Consider the following 23,413-nt stretch of genomic DNA (forward strand, 5'->3'; position numbering starts at 1 on the left):
CTCCAAATTCAAACACCTAGTAGGCCACCGCCAGCGCCGCCTCGGCAAAGCCGATGCGCCGCGCGGGCGGCACCGGGGATTTCGCGGCGGCGCGTTCCAGCGCCAGCCGCGCATCGGCGGTGCGCCCCGCCTTCATCGCGGAATCCACAAAAATCTGCTCCAGCACGTCCTGCTGCGCGTGGCTGCCGCCGAGGCGGTGCAGGTCGCCGAGGGCCGGGCGCAGGATGTCGCAGACCGCGTCGTGCCGGCCCTCGGCATGCAGGGCGACGGCGCGGGTCGCCGGCAGGGCGGCGTCGCGCAGGATGCGGGCGTGATGCGTATTGCCGCGCGCCGCGTCTTCCAGGGCCGCCAGCATGCGCGCCGCGGCCTCCCGACGCCCCGCGGCGGCCAGCGCCATCATCCAATGCGGCTGGGTGAAGGCCGAAAGCGTGTCGCCGATGCGGGCCTCCGCCTTCTCCGCCAGTTCCTCCCACCGATCGCCGACGGCGATGCCGCGCAGCTGCAGGCGGAACAGCATCGATGCCGCGTTCTGCACGTCGATATAGAGGTCCGGCTGTGCCAGGTGGACCTTCGACTCGCGGTTGCGGAAGCGCGTGTCATAGAGGCGCAGCACGCCGTCGAAGTCGCGCTGCTCCGCCATGAACATGGCCTGGTGCCACCAGAGGTGATGCATCAGGTTGTTGCCGCCGTCCCAGTTCGGCTCGAGGGCCGCGATCCAGTCCAGCCCCTCGGTCCGGCGGCCCTGCATTTCCAGCACATGCGCCACGCCATGCGCGGCCCAGAGGTCGCCGCGGTCCAGCGCCACCGCGTCCCGCCCCGCATGTTCGGCGATGGTGTAGCTGCCGGTTTCCTCATGCGCGAAGCAGCGGCAGGCGAGCACGCTGCCGAAGCCGGCGGTCTCCTCCGACCAGGCGGGCATCACCTGCTCAACCAGCGTCACCATGCGTTCCGGCGCGCCCATCCAGAAGGCACAGAAATGGTGCAGGCGGAAGGCGAGCAGGTCGCGCGGATGTTCCGCCACGATCTGCTCCCAGATGGACAGCGCCTTCTCGGGCGTGCCGTCGATCCAGGCCGAGAGCGCCGCCATATGCGCGCGTTCCCGCGCATTGGCCGGCAGGGCCTGCGCCTTGGCGAGCGACCCGGCGGCGCGGCCGAGCAGCCCGCGGTCATAGGCCAGCATCGCGAAACTGCCGGCCATCACCTGGCCGAGCGGCGCCGTGGGGTCCGCCGTGAGGAAGGCCTTGAGCCGCAGCCCGGTGTCGAAGCGGTATTTCAGAAAACCCTCGATGGCATGGTCGAAGGCCCGCGCCGCCTCGGCGGAGGCCACGGTCATGGCATTGCCCTGGGCATCGTTGTGCATGGCGTTTCCCTTCAGAAAGTCTCGACCCAGGGCCGCAACTCGATCTCGGCCGACCAGGCATTTCGGGGCTGGCGGATGGCGGCCAGCGCGGCAGTGGCGATGGCGTCCGGGTCCAGCAGCGTGTCCTGGCCCGTCTCCGGCCGGCGGTCGCTGCGGATGCCGCCATCCACCACGATATGCACCACATGCACCCCCTGCGGATGCAGTTCACGGGCAAGCGCCTGGCCAAGCCCCCGCAGCGCGAATTTCCCCATGGCGAAGGGGGCGGATTTCGCAAAACCCTTCACCCCAGCGGAGGCGCCGGTCAGCAGGATGGTGCCCGCCTTGCGCGGCAGCATATGGGCGGCGGCCTGCTGCGCCACCAGGAAGGCGCCGAAGGCACAGACTTCGAGCGTCCGGCGCACATTTTCCGGCGCCAGATCCACGGTGGGGCCGCGCACGCGGAAGGAGGCGTTGTAGAGCACCACCTCGGCCTCCGCCGCCTCCGGCCTTTCGAACAGCGCGGCCACCTGGGCGGGGTCGCTGGCGTCGCAGCGATGCAGGCTGGCGCCGGTCTCGGCGGCCAGCGCCGCCAGTTTCTGCGTATCCCGCGCGGCGAGCGCCACCTCATAGCCCTCGCGGGCCAGCAGCCGCGCGAGGCTGGCGGAGAAGCCGGGACCGGCGCCGACGATCAAGGCCTTTGGCATGCGGCTGTTCCCTATCCCCGCGGCGCCAGCAGGATCACCGCCGCGCCGCCGAGGCATAGGAGCATACCCAGCAGGTCGAAGCGATCCGGCCGCGCGCCCTCCACCGCCCACATCCAGCCCAGCGAGGCCGCGATATAGACCCCGCCATAGGCGGCGAAGGCCCGCCCGGCGAAATCCGCCTCGATCCGCGTCAGGACCCAGGCGAAGAAGGCCAGGCAGAGAAGGCCGGGCAGCAGCCACCAGGCGCTGCGCCCCTCGCGCCAAACCGCCCAGGCGGCGAAGCAGCCGGCAATCTCGGCCAGCGCCGCCAGGGCGTAGAGGGGGAAGGTGGTCAGTCGATCTCCTCCAGCAGCCCGCAGAGCGTCGCACAGCGGGCTGCCAGGTCGGTCCAGACGATGTGCTCATGCGGCGCATGGGCGCCGGCGCCGGTGCAGCCGAGGCCGTCCAGCGTCGGGATGCCCAGCGCGGCCGTGAAATTCCCGTCCGACCCGCCGCCACGATGCTGCTTTGGCAGCGTGTAACCCGCCGCGGCCGCCAGAACCTTGGCCTGCTCATACAGCGCCAGGATTTCCCCGTTTTCGGCGAAGGGAGGCCGGTTCATGCCGCCGGTGATGCTGATGGAAATGCCGTCCTCTTCGCCGGCCATCCCCAGAATCAGCTTTTCCAGCCGCTCCCCCTCCGCGATCGTCGGCACGCGCAGGTCGACCTCCGCGCCCGCCTCGGGCGGAATGACATTGGGGCGGGTGCCGCCGAAGACGGGCGCGACATTGGTGGTGATGCCGGCCGCCAGGTCCGTCAGCTCATGGATCTTCAGCACCAGGCGCGACAGGGCGACGACCGCGCTGCGCCCCTCCGCCCAATTGCCGCCGGCATGGGCGGAGACGCCGCGCACTTTTATCACGAAGCGGCCCACCCCTTTCCGAGCTGTGACGCAGGCACCGCCCGCCCCCGCCGGTTCCGGGATCAGCACGGCCCGGGCGCCGCGGGCGGTCTCCTCGATGATGTCGCGGCTGGTCGGGCTGCCCACTTCCTCATCCGGCGTCAGCAGCAGCACGATGGGCCGCTTGGTCGGGATCTTCTGGCGCAGGATTTCCCGGACCGAATGGAAGGCCATGAAGGACCCCGCCTTCATGTCGTAGATGCCCGGGCCATAGGCCTTGTCGCCCTCCACCCGGAAGGGCATCGGCCCGGCCAGCGTCCCGTGGTCCCAGACCGTGTCGAGATGGCCCGAAACCATCACCGGCGGCAGGTTGCTGCCGGCCTGGCCGGGCGTGCGGCAGATCAGCGTATCGCCAAAGCCATCCCGGCCGGGAATGCGCGAAACCTCGCCGCCCACGGCGCGCAGCTCCGCCTCGCAGCGGTCCACCAGGCGGTTCACCGCGGCCGGATCCGTGGTCGGCGTCTCCTGCTCCACCCAGAGGCGCAGCTCCTCCAGAAGGCGTTCCGAGGTGCCGAGGGTGGTGGCGGGCATGGGGCGATCCATCTGCTATTGGCTTCCCGGTTCTGGCAAACCGGCCCGGCCTTGTCGATCCAACCCGCCCCGGCTAACGCGAGCTTGCGGCGGCGCAGCATGAGGGCCAATTCGTGACCAGACCGAAGCGGGTATGCGTGTTCTGCGGCTCCATGGTGGGCGCCCGGGACGACTATGCGGAAGCGGCGCGGGAGCTGGGCCAGGAAGTGGCCCGCCGCGGCCTCGGCCTGGTCTACGGCGGCGGCGCCGTGGGGCTGATGGGCATCGCCGCCGATTCCGCACTGACAGCCGGCGCCGAGGTGATCGGCGTCATCCCGCACGGCCTGCTGAAGCGCGAGGTCGGCCATGGCGGCGGCGTCGAGATGCACGTCGTCGATACGATGCATGAGCGCAAGGCGAAGATGGCCGAGCTGTCGGACGGCTTCATCGTGCTGCCCGGCGGCTTCGGCACGCTGGAGGAGGCGGTGGAGGCCCTGACCTGGGCGCAACTCGGCATCCAGGCCAAGGGCGTGGTCTTTCTCGACGTCGCCGGCTTCTGGACCCCTTTTCTCGATGTGCTGGACTTCATGCAACGCGAGGGTTTCGTCCGCGAGGCGCAGCGGCCGCTGGCGATGCGGGCGACGACCGTCGCGGAGGCGCTGGACAAGCTGGCCGCCTTCGCCCCGCCCCCCGGCACCCAGCCCTGGCTGCGGCCCGAACAGGCGTGATGCCCGCGATCCTGGCCGATTGGCACGCGGTGCCGCAGGCGGCGCGCGGCGCCACCGTGGCGCTCGGCAATTTCGACGGCGTGCATCTGGGCCATGCCGCCGTGCTGCGCGCCGCCCATGCCGCGCGCCCCGACCTGCCGCTGGCGGCGCTGACCTTCGAACCGCATCCGCGCGAACATTTCCGGCCCGAGGACCCGCCCTTCCGCCTGACCCTGCTGCCCGCCAAGGCGCAGGCGCTGGGCGCGCAGGGCGTGCGGACCGTCTTCGCCCTGCCCTTCGATGCCCGCCTGGCCGCCATGCCGGCCGAGGCCTTCGTCGACCAGGTGCTGCACCAGGCGGTGGGCGCCAAGCATCTGGCCTGCGGCGCCGACTTCGCCTTCGGCCACCGCCGCGGCGGCGACGTGCATCTGCTGGCCAGCCTGGCGGAGGCGCGCGGCATCGGCCTGACGGTGGTGCCGCCGGTGGTGGATGAGGGCGGGCCCATCTCCTCCACCCGCATCCGCCGCGCCTTGCAGGACGGCTACCCCGACCGCGCCGCGGCCGAGCTCGGCCGGGACTGGGAGGTGCGCGGCGAGGTTTTTCACGGCGACAAGCTGGGCCGCGAGCTGGGCTGGCCCACCGCGAACATCCTGCTCGGCCGGCAGCTGGAGCCGGCGCGGGGGGTCTATGCCGTGCGCGTGGCGCTGGCGGATGGCCGCGTGGTGCCGGGTGTGGCGAATGTCGGCCGCCGCCCGACGCTCGGCGGCGACCCGGTGACGCGGCTGGAAACCCACCTCTTCGATTTTTCGGGCGACCTCTATGGCCAGGAGATCGGCGTGCGGCTGGTGCGCTACCTGCGGCCCGATGCCGCCTTTGATGGGCTGGAGGCGTTGAAGACGGCGATCGCGGCGGATGCGGCGGAGGCGCGGCGGGTGCTGGCGGGGTAGCTGAAGCACTATCCGATAACACTGAATCAGTGTTATCGGATTTCGTGCTTTAGAAACAATGACTTCTAGAGCACGAGATCCGTCCAACTGGACGGATCGTGCTCTAGACCCCGATCAGCGTCACCCCCACGAAGGCGATCGTCGCGATCAGCAGGCTCAGCGCCACGCCCAGCCCCAGCGGCGCCAGCCCCCGCGCCCGCAGCGCCTTCAGGTCCGTGGACAGGCCCAGCGCCGCGACGCTCGCCGCCATCAGCAGCGGCACCGCGAAGCGGGAGGCCTCGATGGCGATCCGCGGCACCAGCCCGGTGGAGACCAGCGCCACCATGCCGAGGAAATACACCGCGAACCACGGCACCTGCACCTTGGCCGTGCCGCCGCCCGCCGCGGCACCGCGCGCCACCCACCAGCCCAGTGCCATGATGGCCGGCGCCAGCAGCATGACGCGCGCCAGCTTCATCACCGTGCCGGATTGCGCGGCCTCCGGCCCGCCGGCCGCGGCCGCGCCCACCGCCTGCACCACCTCATGCAGGGACGCCCCGGCCCAGAGGCCGTAGCTCAGCGGGGAAAGCCCCAGCGGCCCCGCCAGCAGCGGCAGCAGCACCAGCCCCGCCGTGCCACACAGGGTGATGACGGCCAGCGCATAGGTCACGTCCTCATCCTTCGCGCGCACCACCTGGTTGGTCGCGACGATGGCGGAGGCGCCGCAGATGCCGGTGCCCATGCCGAGCAGCGCCGCCAGGCCCGATGGCACGCCCAGCAGCCGGCCCAGCCAGATCGCCGCCGGCACCGTGACGCCCACGACCACCACGGCCAGCGCCAGCGCGCCCGGACCCAGGGCCAATACCTCCGTCGCCGTCACCTGCAGGCCGAGGATGACGATGGCAAACCGCAGCAGCGGCCGGATGGCGAAGGCCAGCCCCGCATCCAGCACCGGCTGGCGTCCCTTGGCCGACCGCCAGGCCAGCCCCGCCAGCAGCGCGATCACCACCGGGTTCAGCGCGGCGATGCCCGAGGCATTGCGCAGCCAGACCGAGACCACGGCGATGGCGAGACACACCAGCAGGCCCGGCGCCAGGCGCCGCAGCTTCGGCCCCCAGCCGGAGGGCTTGCCTTGTCCGTCTGATGCCACGCCCGCCATGCCCGATCTCCAACTCCGATCCGGCTCGCGAAAGGCAGGATCATTTTGCAAAGCCGCGCCCTGGGAGCATTTTCGGCCTTTTTCCGTATAGGCCCCGCCCTGGCCGCGGCCAAGCCGGCCCCATGGACACTGCCCGTCATTCCCGGCATGCCGGTCCTGCCCCTTTTGCCCCCCCTTCCGCCAAGGACTGCGCATGACCGGGACGCCCGAGGCCGAGACCGCCCTGCTGCGCCCCGCCATCGGCGTCACGCTGGGCGCCCAGGCGCTGGTGGTGCTCTCCTCCCTGGTCTTGCCGGTGACCGCGGCGCTGGTGCTGCCGGCCATCGGCCTGCCGAAGGCGGCGGTGGGCTGGTATGCCTCGCTGCTCTTCGGTGCGGGCGCCGTCTCCACCCTGGTCACGCCGCAGCTGGTGGCGGCCCTCGGGCCCGTGCGGGTGCACCAGGCGATGCTGGCGAGTGCGGCGGCCGGGCTGCTGGCCCTGGCGCTGGCGCATCCGCTGGGCCTGGCCGTTAGCGCCCTGCTGGTCGGCATGGCCTATGGCCCGGCCAATCCCGCCAGCTCCGCCCTGCTCTCCCGCCTGTCGCCGCCGCGGCTGCGCAACCGGGTGTTCTCCATCAAGCAGGTGGCGGTGCCGGTGGGGGGCGCCTCGGCGGGGGTCCTGGTGCCGCTGCTGGCGGGGGGCTTCGGCTGGCAGGCGGCCTGCCTGGGCCTGTCGCTGCTGCTGGCGCTCGCGGCGCTGGCGGTGCAGCCCTGGCGCTGGCGGCTGGATGCGGGCTCGCTGGCGCCCGGCGGCGGCGGGGCCGGGCTGCTGGCGCCCTTCGCCGCGGTGCTGCGGGGCGGGCCGACCATGCGGCTGGGCCTCGCCTCGCTCTGCTATGCCTGCGTGCAATTCACCTTCTCCGCCTTCCTGGCGACCGTGCTGGTGACGGTGGCGGGCTGGAGCATCGCGGCGGCCGGCCTGGCGCTGACCATCGGCCTGCTGGTGTCCATCGCCGCGCGGCTGCTGCTGGGCTGGGTGGCGGACCGGGTCGCGCCGGCCGTCGTGCTCTGCGGGCTGGGGGCCGTGGTGGGGCTGGCCTGCCTGGCCTGCACGGGCCTCGGGCCTGCCACGCCGGTCTGGCTGGTCTGGCTGGTCTCCGGCGTCTTCGGCTTCGCCGCCTTCGGCTGGAATGGCATCTGCCTGGCGGAGACGGCGCGCCTCGCCGGGCCCGGCAAGGTGGCCGCCGCGACTTCCGGCGTGATGATGATGATCTATATCGGCGCCTGCCTCGGCCCCGCGCTCTTCGGCGCGCTGCTGTCCGGCACGGGCGGGCCGGTGGCGGGGTTCCTGATGCTGGCCGGCCTCGCCTTGGCGCCGCTGGCCTGGCTACGCATTCCGGTCGCCGCGGGGAAGTGAGGCTTTGGCGCGCACGGGGGGCTTCCGCGTTGCAGCATACCCGCCCACCTTGGGGGCAAAGCTCCTGAGGATCCCCGCATGAACCTGCCCCTCGACCCCGCGCAGCTGAAATTCGGCATCGGCCAGTCCGTCTCCCGCAAGGAGGACCCGGTGCTGCTGCGCGGCGAGGGTCGCTACAGCGACGACCTGTCCCTGCCCGGCCAGCTGCATGCCGCCATGGTCCGCAGCCCTTATGCCCATGGTGTCTTGAACGGCATCGATGTGGCGGAGGCGCTGGCCCTGCCCGGCGTGGTCGCGATCTATACCGGAAAGGACCTGGAGGCCGCCGGCCTCGGCCCGATGCCCGCCTCCGTCGCGCAGAAGAACCGCGATGGCCGCCCCGTGCATCTGCCGAGCCAGCCGATCCTCGCCACCCGGCGCGTGCGCTTCGTGGGCGACCCCGTCGCCATCGTCATTGCGGAAACGCCGAAGCAGGCACGCGACGCCGTGGAGGCGGTGGTCCTCGACGTGGAGGCGCTGCCCGCGGTGACGGAGGCGCAGGACGCCGTGGCACCCGGCGCGCCGCAGCTCTACGACGACGTGCCCGGCAACCAGGTGGTGGACTTCCATTACGGCGACACGGAAGCCGTCGCCGCCGCCTTTGCCGGCGCCGCGCATGTCACCCGCCTGTCCCTTCGCAACAGCCGCATCGTCGTCTCGCCGATGGAGCCGCGCTCGGCCATCGCGAGCTGGGAGGACGGCCGCTACGTGCTGCGCATGGGCAGCCAGGGCGTCTTCGGCATGCGCGCCGGCATCGCCAAGGTGATGGGCGTGAAGCCGGAGCAGATGCGCGTGCTGACCGGCCAGGTCGGCGGGTCCTTCGGCATGAAGGCCAGCGTCTATCCGGAATATCCGTCCCTGCTCTTCGCCGCGCGGAAACTCGGCCGCCCGGTGAAGTGGACCGACACGCGCTCCGAAAGCTTCCTCTCCGACAGCCACGGCCGCGACCACGACATGATGGCGGAGCTGGCGCTGGACGCTGACGGAAAATTCCGCGCGCTGCGGCTGACCGGCTTCGGCAATCTCGGCGCCTATCTCAGCAACGCCACCACCATCCCGTCGACCGCCAATACGGTGAAGAACGTGATCGGCGTCTACCGCACGCCGCTGGTCGAGGTCTCGACCCGCTGCGTCTTCACCAATACCACCCCGGTCGGCGCCTATCGCGGCGCCGGGCGGCCGGAGGGCAACTACTACATGGAGCGCCTGGTGGATCAGGCGGCGCGGGAGATGGGCATCGACCGCGTCGAGCTGCGCCGGCGCAACCACATCACGCCGGACCAGATCCCCTACGACGCGCCCTCCGGCATGCAATACGACAGCGGCAATTTTCCGCTGCTGCTCGACAAGGCGCTGGAAGCCGCGGAGTGGGACAGTTTTGGCCAGCGCCGCGCGGAAGCGCGTGCGCGTGGAAAACTGCGGGGCATCGGCATCGGGCAGTATCTGGAAGTGACGGCGCCGGCCTCGAAGGAGATGGGCGGCATCCGCTTCGATGCGGATGGCGGCGTCACCATCCTCACCGGCACGCTGGACTATGGCCAGGGCCATGCCTCGGCCTTCGCGCAGGTGCTGGTGGACCGGCTCGGCGTGCCCTTCGACCGCATCCGGCTGGAACAGGGCGACAGCGACCTGCTGATCGCCGGCGGCGGCACCGGCGGGTCGCGCTCCATCATGGCCAGCGGCACCGCCATCGCCGCGGCCAGCGCGCTGGTGATCGAGAAGGGCAAGCCGCTGGCGGCGAACCTGCTGGAGGCGGCGGTCGAGGATATCGAATTCATGGCCGGGCGCTTCACCATCGCCGGCACGGACCGCGGCATCGGCATCATGGACCTCGCGGCGCAGCTGCGCAGCGAGACGGGTGCCTCCAGTGCGCTCGATGTCTCGCACACCGACCAATACGAGGAATCGGCCTTCCCCAATGGCTGCCATGTGGCGGAGGTGGAGGTGGACCCCGAGACGGGCGAGACGCAGGTGGTGCGCTACACCACGGTGAACGACTTTGGCGTGCTGGTGAATCCGATGCTGGTGGCAGGCCAGGCGCATGGCGGCATCGTGCAGGGCATCGGCCAGGCGTTGATGGAGGCCACCGCCTATGACGAATCCGGCCAGCTGCTCAGCGGCAGCTACATGGATTACGGCCTGCCGCGCGCCGAACACGCGCCCTTCTTCGGTTTTGCAAGCCAGCCGAGCCCGGCCCGGACCAATGTGCTGGGCGCCAAGGGCTGCGGCGAGGCGGGCTGCGCGGGCGCGCTGCCTTCGGTCATGAATGCGCTGGCCGATGCGCTGTCCGAGCGCGGCATTTCGCATATCGACATGCCGGCGACGCCCCAAAGGGTCTGGGCGGCCTTGCAATCCGCCCAGGTCTGAGATGGCCTTCGACGTCCTGCCCGGCCTCGGCCAGCCGCTGCGGCGACTGGAGGATCCGCGCCTGCTGACCGGCGGCGGGCGCTTCACCAGCGACGTGGCGGCACCCGGCGCGTTGCAGGCGGTGTTCGTCCGTTCGCCGCATGCGCATGCGCGCATCCTGGGTGTGGATGCGACGGCAGCACGCGGCATGCCGGGCGTGGTCGCGGTGTTCACGGCGGCGGAGGTAGCGGGGCTCGGCCACAACCCGGCGGTGACGGAAATCCGCGACGCCGCCGGCGCGCGGCATATCGAGCCGCCGCGCCTGCCCATGGCCGCCGACCGCGTGCGCCATGTCGGCGAGATCGTCGCCATGGTGGTGGCCGAATGCGCGCATGCGGCGCGCGACGGCGCGGAGGCGGTGCTGGTGGATTACGACCCGCTGCCCGCCGTGACGCAGGGCGATGCGGCACTCGCCCCCGGCGCGCCGCAAATCCATGCGGAAGCGCCGGGCAATCTCTGCTGCGACTGGCAGAAGGGCGATGCGGCGGCCGTGGAGGCCGCTTTCGCCAAGGCCGCGCAGGTGGCGCGGGTGAGCTACCGCTCGCCGCGCATCCTGGCCGGCTATCTCGAAACCCGCGCCGCGCTGGCGCAGTGGAGCGAAGGTCGCGTCACGCTGACCACGCCATCCCAGGGCGTGCACCTGCTGCATCGCGTCCTGTGTGACCACGTCCTGCATTGGCCGCGGGAGCGGCTGCGCGTGGTGACGCCGGATGTCGGCGGCGGCTTCGGGCCGAAACTGCCGCCCTATCCGGAACAGGCGCTGGCCTGCTTCGCGGCCTGGCACTTGCAGCGCGATATCCGCTGGGTGCAGGACCGCACCGAACACCACCTGGCCGATACCCATGCCCGCGACCTGGTGGCGGAGGCCGCGCTGGCGCTGGATGCGGAAGGGCGCTTCCTGGCGCTGCGGGTGCAGGGCGTGGCCAATTTCGGCGCCTATGTCTCCACCGTGAACCCCACCATCCCGACCGGCGGCATGGCGAAGGTGCTGGGCGGGCTCTACGACATTCCCGCCATCCACATCGGCCTGCGCTGCGCCTTCAGCAATACCGCGCCGGTGGATGCGGTGCGCGGCGCCGGCAAGCCGGAGGCGCTGGTGCTGCTGGAACGGCTGGTGGATGTGGCGGCGCGCGAGTCCGGCCGCGATCCGGCGGCGCTGCGCCGGCTGAACCTGCTGCGGCGCGACGCCTATCCCCATCGCACCGCGCTCGGCTATCGCTATGACAGCGGCGACCCCGCCGCGCTGCTGGACGAAGTGCTGCGCCTCGGCGATGCGCCCGGCTTTGCCGCACGGCGCGCGGCTTCCGCAGCGCGCGGCCTGCTGCGCGGGCGCGGCTTGTCCTGCCACCTGCATGGCTCCGGCGGATGGGGCGACGAGACCTCCATCGTGGAAGTCCACGCCGATGGCCGCATCACCGCGCGCACCGGCACGCAAAGCCAGGGCCAGGGACATGCGACGGCCTATGCGCAACTGCTCGCCGCGGCCTTCGGCGTCGAGGCGTCGCAGGTCACCATCGAGCAGGGCGACAGCGACCGCATCCCGCGCGGCGGCGGCACCGGCGGCTCCTCCTCCACCATCATCTCCGGCACCACCTTTGCCCGTGCCGCACAGGCGGCGATCGACAGCGGGCTGCCCATGGCGGCGGAGATGCTGGAAGCGGCGGTGGTCGACCTGGCCTGGGACAACGGCGCCTATGAGATCGCCGGCACCGATCGCCGCGTGACATTGGCGCAGGTCGCCGCGCGCCAGGGCGGGCTGCGCGGCCAGGCCGATTTCGCCGAGACGGTGGAGACTTGGCCCGCCGGCATCGCACTGGCGGAAGTCGAGATCGACCCCGAGACCGGCCAGGTGGTGCTGGACCGCTTCGCCTGCGCGCTCGATCCCGGCCGCGTGGTGAATCCCGTGCTGCTGGCCGGCCAGTTGCAGGGCGGCTGGGCCGCCGGCATCGGCCAGGCGCTGTCGGAGGATGCGGTCTATGACGCAGACGGCCAGATGCTGGCCGCGACGCTGATGGACTACGCCATGCCGCGCGCGGCGGAGCTGCCGGATTTCGTCCACGCGGTGCTGCCCGTCCCCTCCCCCAACAACAGCCTCGGCATCAAGGGCGTCGGCGAGTTGCCGACCAATGGCGCGCCGGCGGCGCTCGCCAATGCGGTGGCCGATGCGTTGGGCGGCGCGCATGTGGAACTGCCGATGACCGCGCCGCGCATCTGGCAGGCGCTGCGGGCTGCATCCCGCGTCAATCCTGTTGGGCGGAAAAATCCTCCAGCGCCGTGACGCTGCCCTTGACGATCAGCGGGATGGCGCGGGCGACGCGCGCCGCCGGCCAGTCCCACCAGGCCAGCGCCACCAGCCGCTCCGCATCCTCCTCGCTGAAGCGGCGGCGCATGACGCGGGCGGGGTTGCCAGCGACCACGGCATAGTCGGGCACGTCCCGCGTCACCACCGCCTGGGCGCCGATCACGGCGCCATGGCCGATCCGCACGCCCGGCATCACCAGCGCCTCCATCCCCACCCAGACATCGTTGCCGAGGATGGTGTCGCCCGCATTCCGCCAGGGATAGTCCGCCAGCGGCAGGGCTGTCGCGAAGGCACCGCCGAGGATGCCGAAGGGATAGGTGCTGGGGCCGGCCATGGCATGCATGGCATCCGGCATCATGAAGCGCGCCCCGGTGGCGATGGCGCAATAGCGGCCGATCTCCAGCCGCGCGCCGCTCGCCTGGAAATTGTAGATCACGTTGCGCCGGAAGAAGTCCTTGGCGTGCAGCGGATCGTCGTAATAGGTGAAGTCGCCCACCGCGCAATTGGTGATGCCGGGCATGGTCGCCAGCAGCGGCTTCAGGAAGACGATGCGCGGCTTGTTCGGCACCGGATGCAGCGCATCCGGGTCCGGCAGCGCGGCGGCCTCGGCCTTGGATCTCATGCGGCGAAGGCCTGGGTGCGGACGAGGCGGGCGTAGAGGCCATCGGCTTCCATCAGCTCCGCATGCGTGCCCTGTTCCACGGCGCGCCCGGCCTCCATCACCACGATCAGATCGGCATCCCGCACGGTGGAGAGGCGATGCGCGATGACCAGCGTCGTGCGGCCCTCGCGCAGCCGGGCGAGGGCCTGCTGCACCAGCGCCTCATTCTCCGCATCCAGCGCGCTGGTCGCCTCGTCCAGCAGCAGCACGCGCGGATTGCGCAGCAGCGCGCGGGCCAGCGAGACGCGCTGGCGCTGCCCGCCCGACAGGCGCGAACCCTGGGTGCCGAGCGGCGTCGCATAGCCCTGCGGCAGCGCGGCGAGAAAATCATGCGCCGCCGCGGCGCGCGCCGCCGCCTCCACCTCCGCCTGGGTGGCACCTGGCCGGCCGCAGGCGATATTGGCGAAGGCGGTGTCGTCGAACAGCACGGCGTCCTGGCCGACATAGGCGATGGCATCGCGCAGGCTGGCCAGCGTAACATCGCGGATATCCGCGCCATCGATCCGGATGCGCCCGGCCGTCACGTCATAGAGCCGCGGCACCAGCGCCAGCGCGGTGGATTTTCCGGCGCCGGAGGGGCCGACCAGCGCCACGGTGCGGCCGGGCTTCGCCGCGAAGCTCAGGCCGGACAGCGCGGCATCCGGCACGCCGTCATAGGCGAAGCCGACATCCTCGAAGACCACGCTGCCCTCGCCCGGCGGCAGCGGCCTGGCGCCGGGCCTGTCCGTGATGCGCGGCTTTTCGTCGATACTCGCGAAACTGCGGGACAGGCCGGCCAGGCCTTCCTGCAGCGCGGCGTTCAGGCTGCCCAGCGCGCGCGCCGGCTGCGCCGCGATCAGAAGTGCGGCGACAAATCCCGTGAAGTCGCCGATGGTGCCGAGGCCGGCGGAGACGCGCCAGCCGACGAAGCCGAGCACGGCGGCCACGGCGAGGCCGCCCATCGCCTCCAGCACCGGGTCCAGCCGGGCGCGGGATTTCGCGATGGAGATCTGGCTGTCGCGCAGCCTCTCGAAGGCCATCCGGGCGCGCGCCTCCTCGGCCTCCTCCAGCCGATAGGCGCGCACCACGCGCGCGGCCGCAAAACTCTCGACCAGCAGGGCCGAGGTCTCACCCACCCGGTCCTGCATGCCGGAGGAGGCGCGGCGGATGCGCTTGCCGATGCGCAGGATCGGCACGGCCGCGAGCGGATAGAGCAGCGAGGCCAGCAGCGCCATCTGCCAGTCGATCCAGAGCATGGACCCCACCAGCCCCACCACGGTCAGCACATCGGCGACCCCGCTCAGCGCCTTGGACAGCGCCTCCCGGATCAGGGCGGCATCGGTGGTGAAGCGGGCGGCGTGCCGCGCCGGAGCCTCGCGCGCCACGGCGGCCAGGTCGGCGCGGGTCAGGGCGGTGAAGAGCTGCTGCTGCAGCCCGGCGATGACGCCGAGCACCACGGACTGGGTCGCCAGCGCCTTGCCATACATGGTCAGCGCCCGGGCGCAGGTGACCGCGATGATCAGCGGCGGCAGCAGCCAGACCACGCCCCCCTCCCCGGCCGCGAAGAGGTCGAAGGCGCGCTGGATGATGAGGGGGTAGAGCGCCGTGGTGGCGGCGACGCCGATGGTGCAGGCGGCGGCCAGCGCCAGGCCGCGCGGATGCCGGCGGATCTGCTCGCGCCACAGCCGGCGGATCAGGGGCAGGGAGGCAGCATCGAAGGCAAAGCGGGCCATGCCCGGCGTGTAGAGCAGGCGGGCGCGCAGGGCGAGGGGCTTCCCGAATCGCCCTGGCGGTGATAGTTCCTTGTTTGTTCCGGATCGTGCCGGGGAGTCAGGACCCCGGCAGGTCAGCCTGGTGATCCGGGGCGGCGGGCCCGTCCGCCGTCCCGGTCTTTTTCACCCGCGCCAGCAGGGCCGGCTGGTCCAGCATGCAGTCGCTGTCGATCCAGTCCTGCCGCAGGCGCCCCAGCACCTGTCCCATGGCCGGCCCCGGCGGGATGCCGAGCCTCAGCAGGTCCCGCCCCTGCACCGGGAATTCCGGATCCGCCTCGCCCGGGGAAAGCCGGTCGCGCAGCGCCGCCCAGCCTTCGCCGCCATGCTCGGCCTGCGCCACCCAGAGCGGCTCCGCCGGCGCGACATGGCGGGAGGCGGCGCGGATCGCGGCGCGCCAGGCGCGGAAATGGTAGCCTCGCTGTTCCGCACCGGGGCGGGGCGCGGCCTCGATCCGGCGCAGCACGGTGAGCCTTTCACGCTCCTCGCCGGACAGCCGAAGCCGGCGGGCCAGGGCGGCGATATCGGCCGGGCGCGGCAGCAGCACGGCCAGGCGCAGCAGCGGCTCCGCCGGCAGGCCAAGCGCGATCATGCGGCGCAGCCTGTCGGGCTCGGCCCCTTCCGGCAGCACGGCGGCCAGCAGGCCGGTGGCGGCCATGTGGTCCAGCGCATCCGAAGGATCGCCCACCGGCAGCAGCCGCTTCAGCTCCATCCAGATGCGTTCGGGGGCAATGCGTGTGGAAAAACCCGGCACCGCATCCCGGATCGCGGCCAGCGCCGCCGGCTCCGGCGCGCCCTGCCCGTAGCGCGCCCAGAAACGGAAGAAGCGCAGCGCGCGCAGATAGTCCTCGGCGAGCCGGGTCGCCGCATCGCCGACGAAGCGCACCCGCCCCGCGGCCAGGTCCGCGCGGCCACCGAAATAGTCCCAAAGGTGGCCCGCCGCATCCATCGACATGGCATTGAAGGAAAAGTCGCGCCGGGCGGCGTCCTCCCGCCAGTCGGTGGTCCAGGCGACCTCGGCATGGCGGCCATCCGTCACCAGGTCGCGGCGCAGCGCGGTGACCTCCACGGGGGTGTGGCGCAGCACGGCGGTGACGGTGCCATGGGCGAGGCCGGTTTCGAAAACCTTCAGGCCGGCGGCGCGCAGCTTTTCGGCAATCGCCTCCGGCGGGTAGGGCGCGGCCACGTCCACGTCATGCACCGCGCGCCCGGCCAGCGCATCCCGCACGCAGCCGCCCACGGCCCGCGCGCCGGGCAGGGCGGCCAGCACGGCGGCCGGGGCGGGCTCCGCCAGGAAGGCCGGCGGGCTGATGCGGTCCTGCGGCGGGTCCTTCATCGCGCGGGCTCGATCCGGCTGGGCAGCACCCGCCCATCCGGGCCGAGGCTCGGCGGCACATAGACGCCGCCGGTCACGTCCCGCCCATCCAGCCGGATGTACAGCGCGACGGCAGCCCCCATCACCACCGCGACGCCCAGCGCCACCAGCACCGCGCGCGGCGGCTGTCCATGGCTGGGGCCGAGCCAGCGCCAAAGCAGCCAGGCCAGCAGGGGCAGCAGCAGAAGAAGAAATGCCATGCCCGCAGCATAGCCGGCTGGCCGTGTTGCGTCCCGCGTCAGTCCAGGCTGATCGCCAGCGGCGCGGCCACCGCCGTCCAGCGCGCCAGATCCTCCCGCAGCAGGGTGCCGAATTCCGCCGGCCCCGCCCCGTTCGGCGTGGCGCCCAGCGCGGCGAGGCGGGTCTTCACCAGATCGGTCTCCAGCGCCTTTGCGAATTCGCCGCGCCAGCGCTCGATCACCGGCGCCGGGGTGCCGGCCGGCGCCGCGAGGCCGGTCCAGATCGAGGCGGTGAAGTCCCGCACCCCGCCCTCGATCATGGTCGGCACCTGCGGCATGGCGGGGAAGCGCTCCGCCGAGGTCACGCCCAGCACGCGCAGCTGGCCGCCCGAGAAGCCGAGCACGGAGGGGACGGAGACGAACATCATGGCGATCCGCCCGGCCATCAGGTCGTTGAAAGCGCCGGCCGCGCCGCGATAGGGCACATGCTCGACATTCAGCCGCTCCCGCGCCTTCAGATCCTCCATGATCAGGTGGGTATTGGTGCCGGTGCCGGTGCTGGCATAGGGCATGGGCTGCGGCGCATTGCGGGCCAGGGTCAGCAGCCCGGCCAGGTCCTGCACCGGCAGGTTCGGCGCGGCGATCAGCGCCACCGGACTGTCCGAGATATGCAGGATCGGCGCGAAATCGGCGATCGGGTCGTAGGACAGGCGGCGGCCGATCGCCTTGGCGATGGTCAGCTGCCCGGCGGTGGCCAGCAGCAGGGTGGTGCCATCCGGGGCCGCCTTGGCCACCGTTTCCGCCCCCAGCAGCCCGCCGGCGCCGGCGCGGTTCTCCACCACCACATTCTGCCCGACGGAGGCGGTGACGGCCTGGGCGAAGAGCCGCCCCAGCACATCCTGGCTGCCGCCCGGCGCGAAGGGCACCACCAGCCGCACCGGCCGATCCGGCGACCAGCCCTGGGCCCGCGCCGGGCGGGCCAGCGCAGGCAGGGCAAGGGCGGTGGCGAGCAGTGCGCGGCGGGTCGGCATGGCGGGATCTCCTGGTCTCGAAAAAAGCCTGCCGTGCGGGCCGGGGCGCGGCAAGCTCAGCGCCCGATCCCATCGCGCAGCGCCGCGGAAAGATCGTGCAAGGCCAGGCCGTCGAGCAGCGCGTTGCGGCGCAGGTCGCGGCCCCAGAGGGATTCCAGCACGGTCACCACCGACTCCGTCGCCGGCATCGGCACGCCCCGGCGGGCGGCGAGCCACAGGTAGAAAGCCAGGCCGAAGGGCACGTCCTCGGTCACGTAGCGGGTTTCCATCGCGGCCGGGCCGTTCACGCTGCGGCCGCCCGCCTCGATGGCCTGGCCCATCTCGTGCAAGGCCCCGCGCGGCACGCCGCTGGCGCGGTGCAGGGATTCGGCCAGCGAGATCACGGCCAGGCCGCAGTTCGCGGCCAGCGCATCGCGCTCCGCCTGCAGGGCTTCCATCAGCCGGCCGGAGGCCTCGGTCATCAGCGCGTATTGCGGCCAGGCCTCGCCGCGCTCGATGCGGGTGACATTGGCCAGCGCCAGCACGGCATGGATGATGGGATTGGCATTGGCCAGCGCCGGCTGCAGCACATCGGGCGCCACCGGGCATGCATGGCCGAAGAGCGCGGTCGCCAGCGCGGCGAGCGCCGGCGCATCGGCGGCCGGGATGGCGGCGAGGTCGACGGCCGCGCGGATCGCCGGGATGCGCACCCGCCCCGGCGCCAGGCGGCGCGCCGTGGTGGGCGTGGTGGCCAGGCCGCCCACCGGCGCGCGCGGGCCGAGCGTGGCGCGCAGCGCCTCGAAGGCCAGCGGCGAGAGCGCGGCGGCGGGGGCGATCAGCAGCGGCAGGCTGGCGGGCATCGCGGCGGCGATTCGCGGCAGCAGGGCTGCGTGCGCATAGGCCGGCACCGCCAGCAGCGCGACCTCCGCCCCGGCCAGCGCCTCCTCCAGCGTGGTGGCGAGGCGCAAAGGAAAGCGCCCCGTCAGCGCACCCTCGGCCTCGATATGGTCGGTCATGCCCGCCGTGCCCTGGCCGGAGGGCGACCACAGCACCACCGCGTGGCCGCGGGAGGCAGCCAGCGCGGCGGCGGCCGGGCCGATGGCGCCGGCGCCCAGGACGGCGAGGTTCATGCGCGTTCCGGCCATTCATCGCCCTGCAATTCGGGCGTTTCATAGGCCTTCAGCGCGGCGAAGTGCTGCTCCTTGTCCTCGACGAAGAAGGCCCGCGCCAGGAAGCGGGCCAGGCGCTTGGCGCCGGCGCTGACCGCGGGGATGTCCCCCGAGAGCTTCCCGTGGCTCAGCGTCGCCGGGTAGTTGAAGCAATGCAGCCGGGCCAGCGCGGGGCAGGTGCCCGGCAGCTTCTCCTGGAAGGCGAAGCCGGGATCGAGATCGGGCGAGGTCGCCAGCTCCTCATTCGGCCGCTCGGCCGCAAAACGGTCGCCCCAGAGGCGGATATGCGGCGCGAAATGCGCCAGCTCCGGCCGCGCGGCGAGGTCCACCCGGAAGCCGGTGCCGAATATGAGAAAATCCAGCGCGAAGACGCCCTTCGGCGTCTCCAGCCGGATTGCCCCGCCCTCGGCCGAGAGCGACCTGATCGGGCTGCCGAGATGCAGATGGGCATGGGGGAAGCGGGAGACGCGCAGCGTGGAATCGCGTGGTGGCGGCGTCTGCGCCGACAGCACCAGGTCCAGGAAGCGCCATTTCCAATCGTCCGGCAGCCCCGCGAATCCGTGCACCACGCCCGGGCTGCCGATCCCCGTGAACTTGTTCACCCGCGGCAGTTCGGGTCGGCGAACGAACATGTCGAGCCGCCCGCAGCCCGCCTCCAGCGCCGCCGCCGCATTGTCCATGGCCGAGGCACCGGCGCCGACCACGCCGACGCGCTTGCCGGCCAGCGCCGGAAAATCGATGGCATCCCGCGAATGCGCCCGCAGCTCGGGCGGCAGCGCATAGGCGATCTCCGGCAGCCAGGGCCCGCCGAGGCCGTCCCGCCCCGTCGCCAGCACCACGCGGCGCGCCAGGATCCGGCCCGCGGTCGTCTCCAGCGCGAAAAGATCCTCGGTCTCCGGCCGGATCTCCGTGACGGTCACGCCATTCTCCACGGCGAGGCCCATCACCTTCCGGTACCAGACCAGATAGTCCATCCACATGCCGCGCGGGATCTTCCCCAGGGCCTCGAAGGCCGCGGCGCCGTGCTGGTGCTCGTACCAGGCGCGAAAGGTCAGCGCCGGCAGGTCCAGCGCCGGCCCTGCCAGGGTCTTGGGGGATCGCAGCGTCTCCATCCGGGCGAAGGTCACCCAGGGCCCCTCCTGCCCCGCCGGCGCCTGGTCCAGCAGGCGGATATTGGTGATGCCCAGCAGGGTCAGCGCGGCCGCCACCGCGAGGCCGCACATGCCGGCGCCGATGATGACCACATCGGCCACCGCCTGCCCGGCATGCGACCGCGCCGGCACCCAGGGCTTTGCGGGCAGTTCCAGGAATCCGAGATCCTGGCGCAGCCGGCTTTCGAGCGCCTCGAGTCCAGGGGGAGGGGTGGCATCCAGCATGAGAACAGCCTGCGCGGGGAGGTGGCGCAAAGCTGTAGCGCGCCCTCAGGCTTCGCGCAGCACCCGGGACAGGTTCACCAGGATGGTGGCCGTGGCGCCCCAGATCAGGTGCTCCGCATGCGGCCAGACCCAGTAGTCCCGCATCCGCCCGCGCCATTCCGTGCTGCGGCGGGTCGGCGCCGCAGGGTCGAAGAGCAGCGCCAGCGGCAATTCGAAGACCGCCTGCACCTCGGAAGGGTCCGGCGTGAGCGTGATGGGCGGATCGAGGAAGGCCACCACCGGCGTCACCCGGTAGCCGGTGCCGGTCATATGGTCCGGCAGGGTGGCGGCGATGACGGGCAGGCGCGGGTCGAGCCCCACCTCCTCCGCCGCCTCCCGCAAGGCGGCCTGTTCCGCCGTCTCGCCCGGCTCCAGCCGGCCGCCGGGGAAGGCGACCTGGCCGGCATGGGCCGAAAGTCTGGTCGAGCGCAGGGTCAGCAGCACGCCGGGGCCTGTCTCGTGCCAGACGATCGGCACCAGCACCGCCGCCGGCACCGGGCCGCCGGGGCGGCTGCCCCAGCCTTCCTCATCGTCGAAGGCGGTGGCGCCGGCGCGGGCCAGGGCGGTGGGGTCGGACAGTCTTGCGGCGATGTCCTGGCGCGACGGCAGCAGCAGGCTCATCGGGCGGGGCCGGGCGTCACTCCGCGGCCGGCAGGCAGTTGCAATCGCCCTGGCGGGACTGGGCCCGCTGGCCCCGCCGGCCCCGGCGCGGCGGCGGCGCCTCGCTCCCCGGCGCCTCGTCGATCGGGAAGAAGACGCCTTGCGACCAGACGCCGAGCATGCTGCGCCCCTCGATCTGCTCCGGCTCCGCCAGCGCGGCCAGCTCGTAGAAGACGGCGCGGTTGATGCGCGCCTCCAGCCCCGGGCGGACGGTGATATAGGGCCGCGGTTCGCGGGTCTTCGGGTCGATCACCACGCGGATGGGGTGGTCCGAATCGGCGGTCACCATCTCATCCAGGTTGGTGCGGAAGGTCAGGCACTGGCGCGGCTCCGCACCCGGGGCATCGGAGGGGACGAAGGGATCGGCGCAGCTGCGCCACCACATCTCCACCGCCACGAAGGGGGCGTCCTCCACCTCGATCCGGCCGCGTTCCACCGGGGTTTCCAGCCAGAAGCTGCCATCCGCCTCCCGCTTCAGGACGGAGGCGAAGAGGCAGACCAGCTCCTTCCGGCCGATCGGGCTGCCCTTGTAGAACCAGCTGCCATCGCGGGCGATGCGCATGGAGAAGTCGCCGCATTCGGCGCGCAACGGCGGCAGGCGCCCCGGCAGCGATCCCGGTCGGGCCGATCTGGCAGGCAGCGCCGGGGCCTGGCCCTGGAAACCGCTCTGCCCTGCGCCGCCGGATCGTGCTTCGCTCATACAAATCTTCCGCGCCCGTGCCCGCCGGCACCGGGCGGGTCCGAATGACCTCCGCCCGCGCCGCGCCGGTTTCCTCTCCGCCACCCCGCGTCACATCGATCTCGCGATTGATGCACTGCGATGTGGCATCCGGCATGGGCGGAGTGGATACTCGACCCATATCGGATGTGACGCATATAGGGAGCCTGACCCGCATGGTGGAAGTGGCCGAGGGCGCGGAGGCGGAATCTCTGCTGCAGGAGGCGGATTCCCTGGCCGCCAGGCTGGCGCGGGTCCGCGAAGGTGTCGGCCGTGTCATCTTCGGCCAGGAGCAGGTGGTGGAGCGCACGCTCATCACCCTGCTTTCCGGCGGACATCTGCTGCTGGTCGGCGTGCCGGGGCTGGGCAAGACCAAGCTGGTGGAGACGCTGGGCACGGTGCTCGGCCTGGATGCCCGCCGCGTGCAGTTCACGCCGGACCTGATGCCGTCCGACATCCTGGGCAGCGAGGTGCTGGAGGAGGATGTGCATGGCAAGCGCGCCTTCCGCTTCATCAAGGGCCCCGTCTTCTGCCAGCTGCTGATGGCGGACGAGATCAACCGCGCGAGCCCGCGCACCCAATCCGCGCTGCTGCAGGCGATGCAGGAACACAAGGTGGCCATCGCCGGGGAGGTGCATGCCCTGCCCGCCCCCTTCCATGTGCTGGCCACGCAGAATCCGATCGAGCAGGAAGGCACATATCCGCTGCCCGAGGCGCAGCTCGACCGCTTCCTGCTGGAGATCGACGTCACCTACCCCGACCTCGCCGCCGAGCGCGCCATGCTGCTGGCCACCACCGGGGCGAAGGAGGCCAAGGCCCTGCCCGCGATGACCGGGGCGGAGCTTTCCGCCGCCCAGCTGCTGATCCGCCGCCTGCCGGTGGGCGAGCAGGTGCTGGAGGCGATCCTGCGCCTGGTGCGCAGCGCGCGCCCCGAAACCACCGAGATCGAGGATGTGCGGCGGCACCTGGCCTATGGGCCTGGCCCCCGTGCCGCCCAGGCGCTGATGCTGGCGACGCGCGCGCGGGCGGTGCTGCAGGGAAGGCTCTCACCCAGCGTCGAGGATGTGCAGGCGCTGGTGGAGCCGGTGCTGCGCCACCGCATGGCGCTGAATTTTTCCGCCCGCGCGGATGGCGTGCATCTGAACGAGGTGCTCGACGTGCTGAAGGCGCAGCTTGACTAGCCCCCCTCTCCTGGCAAAGGCACGCCTGACCGTCCCCTGGGCCGAGCAGCTCGGGGCGCGGCTGCCGCCGCTGCTGGTGCAGGCGGACCGCGTCGCCGCCACGGTGATGCCGGGCGTGCATGGACGGCGGCGGTCCGGGCCGGGCGAGGCCTTCTGGCAGTTCCGCCCCTATGTGGTGGGCGACCAGACCAGCCGCATCGATTGGCGGCAGTCAGGAAAATCGGACCGGCTGTTCATCCGCGAGACCGAATGGGAATCGGCGCAGACGGTCGCGCTGTGGCGCGCCGCCGATGCCGGCATGGGCTGGCGCAGCCAGCGGGACCTGCCGGCCAAGGGCGATCGCGCCGATCTGCTGCTGCTGGCCCTGGCCGCGCTGCTGCTGCGCGGCGGGGAAAGGGTGCGGCTCTTCGGCCTGCCGCGCCCCTATGCCGGCCGCGGCGCCCTGCCGCAGATCGCCGATGGCCTGTCCGGCATGGCGCCAAGGCCGGAGGATGCGCGCCTGGCGCGGCACGCCCGCGCCGTGCTCTTCGGCGATTTCTGGGCGCCGCTGGAGGAAACCCGCCAGGCCATCGCGCGCCTGGCCGGCCAGGGGGTGCGTGGCCATCTGCTGCAGGTGATCGACCCGGCGGAGGAGACGCTGCCCTATGCCGGGCGGGTGCGCTTCGAAGCGGTCTCGGGCGCCGCCGCGGCCCTGGTGCCGCGGGTGGAGGCGGTGCGGCCGGTCTATGCCGAACGCCTGGCCCGCCACCGCGCGGGCCTGGCCGCCCTGGCCGCCGCCGCCGGCTGGACCTTCGGCACCCACCGCACCGACCAGCCGCCGGAGGCCGCGCTGCTGGCGCTGCATCAGAGGCTCGCGCCCGGATGAG

General features: G+C 72.2%; 21 protein-coding genes. 7 read left to right on the forward strand and 14 right to left on the reverse strand.

Features of this window, described 5'->3' with window-relative positions; all coding sequences use genetic code 11:
* Positions 1–16: 16 nt before the first annotated feature.
* From ACTIF1_RS01065 to ACTIF1_RS01080, 4 genes are read right to left on the reverse strand one after another with little or no spacing between them, the layout of a single operon-like run.
* Entirely contained in the window at positions 17–1,360 is a 1,344-nt protein-coding gene (locus ACTIF1_RS01065; RefSeq protein ID WP_439594510.1) for a tetratricopeptide repeat protein, read from the reverse strand.
* Between the two features lie 11 nt (positions 1,361–1,371).
* Complete coding sequence (locus ACTIF1_RS01070; protein WP_439594511.1) at positions 1,372–2,046, reverse strand: SDR family NAD(P)-dependent oxidoreductase; 675 nt, start codon at positions 2,044–2,046, stop codon at positions 1,372–1,374.
* A gap of 11 nt (positions 2,047–2,057) precedes the next feature.
* Positions 2,058–2,381: a YnfA family protein gene (locus tag ACTIF1_RS01075; protein WP_439594655.1), complete on the reverse strand. Its 324-nt coding sequence runs from the start codon at positions 2,379–2,381 to the stop codon at positions 2,058–2,060.
* Positions 2,378–3,517 (reverse strand): M20 family metallopeptidase, encoded by a 1,140-nt coding sequence (locus ACTIF1_RS01080; protein ID WP_439594512.1) that lies wholly within the window; start codon positions 3,515–3,517, stop codon positions 2,378–2,380. The genes ACTIF1_RS01075 and ACTIF1_RS01080 overlap by 4 nt, the downstream gene beginning before the upstream one ends.
* Positions 3,518–3,630: 113 nt before the next feature.
* On the opposite strand from ACTIF1_RS01080, the gene ACTIF1_RS01085 reads away from it, so the two are divergent.
* Both ACTIF1_RS01085 and ACTIF1_RS01090 read left to right on the forward strand, forming a co-directional pair.
* On the forward strand, positions 3,631–4,224 hold the full coding sequence (locus ACTIF1_RS01085; RefSeq protein WP_439594513.1) for a TIGR00730 family Rossman fold protein: 594 nt from the start codon (positions 3,631–3,633) through the stop codon (positions 4,222–4,224).
* Positions 4,224–5,150 (forward strand): bifunctional riboflavin kinase/FAD synthetase, encoded by a 927-nt coding sequence (locus ACTIF1_RS01090; RefSeq protein ID WP_439594514.1) that lies wholly within the window; start codon positions 4,224–4,226, stop codon positions 5,148–5,150. Before ACTIF1_RS01085 ends, ACTIF1_RS01090 begins: the two co-directional genes overlap by 1 nt.
* Before the next feature lie 103 nt (positions 5,151–5,253).
* On the opposite strand, the gene ACTIF1_RS01095 is transcribed toward ACTIF1_RS01090, so the two are convergent.
* Positions 5,254–6,288, reverse strand: a complete 1,035-nt coding sequence (locus ACTIF1_RS01095) for a YeiH family protein (RefSeq protein WP_439594515.1) — start codon at positions 6,286–6,288, stop codon at positions 5,254–5,256.
* Positions 6,289–6,481: 193 nt separating this feature from the next.
* Between ACTIF1_RS01095 and ACTIF1_RS01100 the strand changes: the two genes are divergently transcribed.
* The 3 genes from ACTIF1_RS01100 to ACTIF1_RS01110 all read left to right on the forward strand — a co-directional run bounded on the left by ACTIF1_RS01100 (position 6,482) and on the right by ACTIF1_RS01110 (position 12,407).
* On the forward strand, positions 6,482–7,684 hold the full coding sequence (locus ACTIF1_RS01100; protein ID WP_439594516.1) for an MFS transporter: 1,203 nt from the start codon (positions 6,482–6,484) through the stop codon (positions 7,682–7,684).
* Between the two features lie 78 nt (positions 7,685–7,762).
* Complete coding sequence (locus ACTIF1_RS01105) at positions 7,763–10,090, forward strand: xanthine dehydrogenase family protein molybdopterin-binding subunit (protein WP_439594517.1); 2,328 nt, start codon at positions 7,763–7,765, stop codon at positions 10,088–10,090.
* A gap of 1 nt (position 10,091) precedes the next feature.
* Positions 10,092–12,407, forward strand: a complete 2,316-nt coding sequence (locus ACTIF1_RS01110; protein WP_439594518.1) for a xanthine dehydrogenase family protein molybdopterin-binding subunit — start codon at positions 10,092–10,094, stop codon at positions 12,405–12,407.
* Here ACTIF1_RS01110 and ACTIF1_RS01115 read toward each other — a convergent pair.
* From ACTIF1_RS01115 to ACTIF1_RS01155, 9 genes are all read right to left on the reverse strand, one after another.
* Entirely contained in the window at positions 12,370–13,053 is a 684-nt protein-coding gene (locus ACTIF1_RS01115; protein WP_439594519.1) for a CatB-related O-acetyltransferase, read from the reverse strand. The two genes, ACTIF1_RS01110 and ACTIF1_RS01115, sit on opposite strands and share 38 nt — an antisense overlap.
* Complete coding sequence (locus ACTIF1_RS01120) at positions 13,050–14,804, reverse strand: ABC transporter ATP-binding protein (protein ID WP_439594520.1); 1,755 nt, start codon at positions 14,802–14,804, stop codon at positions 13,050–13,052. Before ACTIF1_RS01120 ends, ACTIF1_RS01115 begins: the two co-directional genes overlap by 4 nt.
* A gap of 97 nt (positions 14,805–14,901) precedes the next feature.
* Positions 14,902–16,176, reverse strand: a complete 1,275-nt coding sequence (locus tag ACTIF1_RS01125) for a CCA tRNA nucleotidyltransferase (RefSeq protein ID WP_439594521.1) — start codon at positions 16,174–16,176, stop codon at positions 14,902–14,904.
* Positions 16,173–16,415, reverse strand: coding sequence for a hypothetical protein (locus ACTIF1_RS01130; RefSeq protein ID WP_439594522.1), 243 nt, complete (start codon positions 16,413–16,415; stop codon positions 16,173–16,175). The genes ACTIF1_RS01125 and ACTIF1_RS01130 overlap by 4 nt, the downstream gene beginning before the upstream one ends.
* Positions 16,416–16,453: 38 nt before the next feature.
* Complete coding sequence (locus ACTIF1_RS01135; RefSeq protein ID WP_439594523.1) at positions 16,454–17,425, reverse strand: Bug family tripartite tricarboxylate transporter substrate binding protein; 972 nt, start codon at positions 17,423–17,425, stop codon at positions 16,454–16,456.
* Between the two features lie 56 nt (positions 17,426–17,481).
* A complete protein-coding gene (locus tag ACTIF1_RS01140; RefSeq protein ID WP_439594524.1) occupies positions 17,482–18,534 on the reverse strand; it encodes an NAD/NADP octopine/nopaline dehydrogenase family protein in 1,053 nt (350 codons plus the stop codon).
* A complete protein-coding gene (locus tag ACTIF1_RS01145; RefSeq protein WP_439594525.1) occupies positions 18,531–19,949 on the reverse strand; it encodes an NAD(P)-binding domain-containing protein in 1,419 nt (472 codons plus the stop codon). The genes ACTIF1_RS01140 and ACTIF1_RS01145 overlap by 4 nt, the downstream gene beginning before the upstream one ends.
* Positions 19,950–19,994: 45 nt before the next feature.
* On the reverse strand, positions 19,995–20,609 hold the full coding sequence (locus ACTIF1_RS01150) for an NUDIX hydrolase (RefSeq protein ID WP_439594526.1): 615 nt from the start codon (positions 20,607–20,609) through the stop codon (positions 19,995–19,997).
* 16 nt (positions 20,610–20,625) lie between these two features.
* A complete protein-coding gene (locus ACTIF1_RS01155) occupies positions 20,626–21,210 on the reverse strand; it encodes a DUF1285 domain-containing protein (protein ID WP_439594527.1) in 585 nt (194 codons plus the stop codon).
* 332 nt (positions 21,211–21,542) lie between these two features.
* On the opposite strand from ACTIF1_RS01155, the gene ACTIF1_RS01160 reads away from it, so the two are divergent.
* Both ACTIF1_RS01160 and ACTIF1_RS01165 read left to right on the forward strand, forming a co-directional pair.
* Positions 21,543–22,547, forward strand: a complete 1,005-nt coding sequence (locus tag ACTIF1_RS01160; protein ID WP_439594528.1) for an AAA family ATPase — start codon at positions 21,543–21,545, stop codon at positions 22,545–22,547.
* Complete coding sequence (locus ACTIF1_RS01165; RefSeq protein WP_439594529.1) at positions 22,540–23,412, forward strand: DUF58 domain-containing protein; 873 nt, start codon at positions 22,540–22,542, stop codon at positions 23,410–23,412. Before ACTIF1_RS01160 ends, ACTIF1_RS01165 begins: the two co-directional genes overlap by 8 nt.
* Position 23,413 lies beyond the last annotated feature (1 nt).

Source organism: Falsiroseomonas sp., from assembly GCF_051860665.1.
Taxonomy (GTDB): domain Bacteria; phylum Pseudomonadota; class Alphaproteobacteria; order Acetobacterales; family Acetobacteraceae; genus Falsiroseomonas.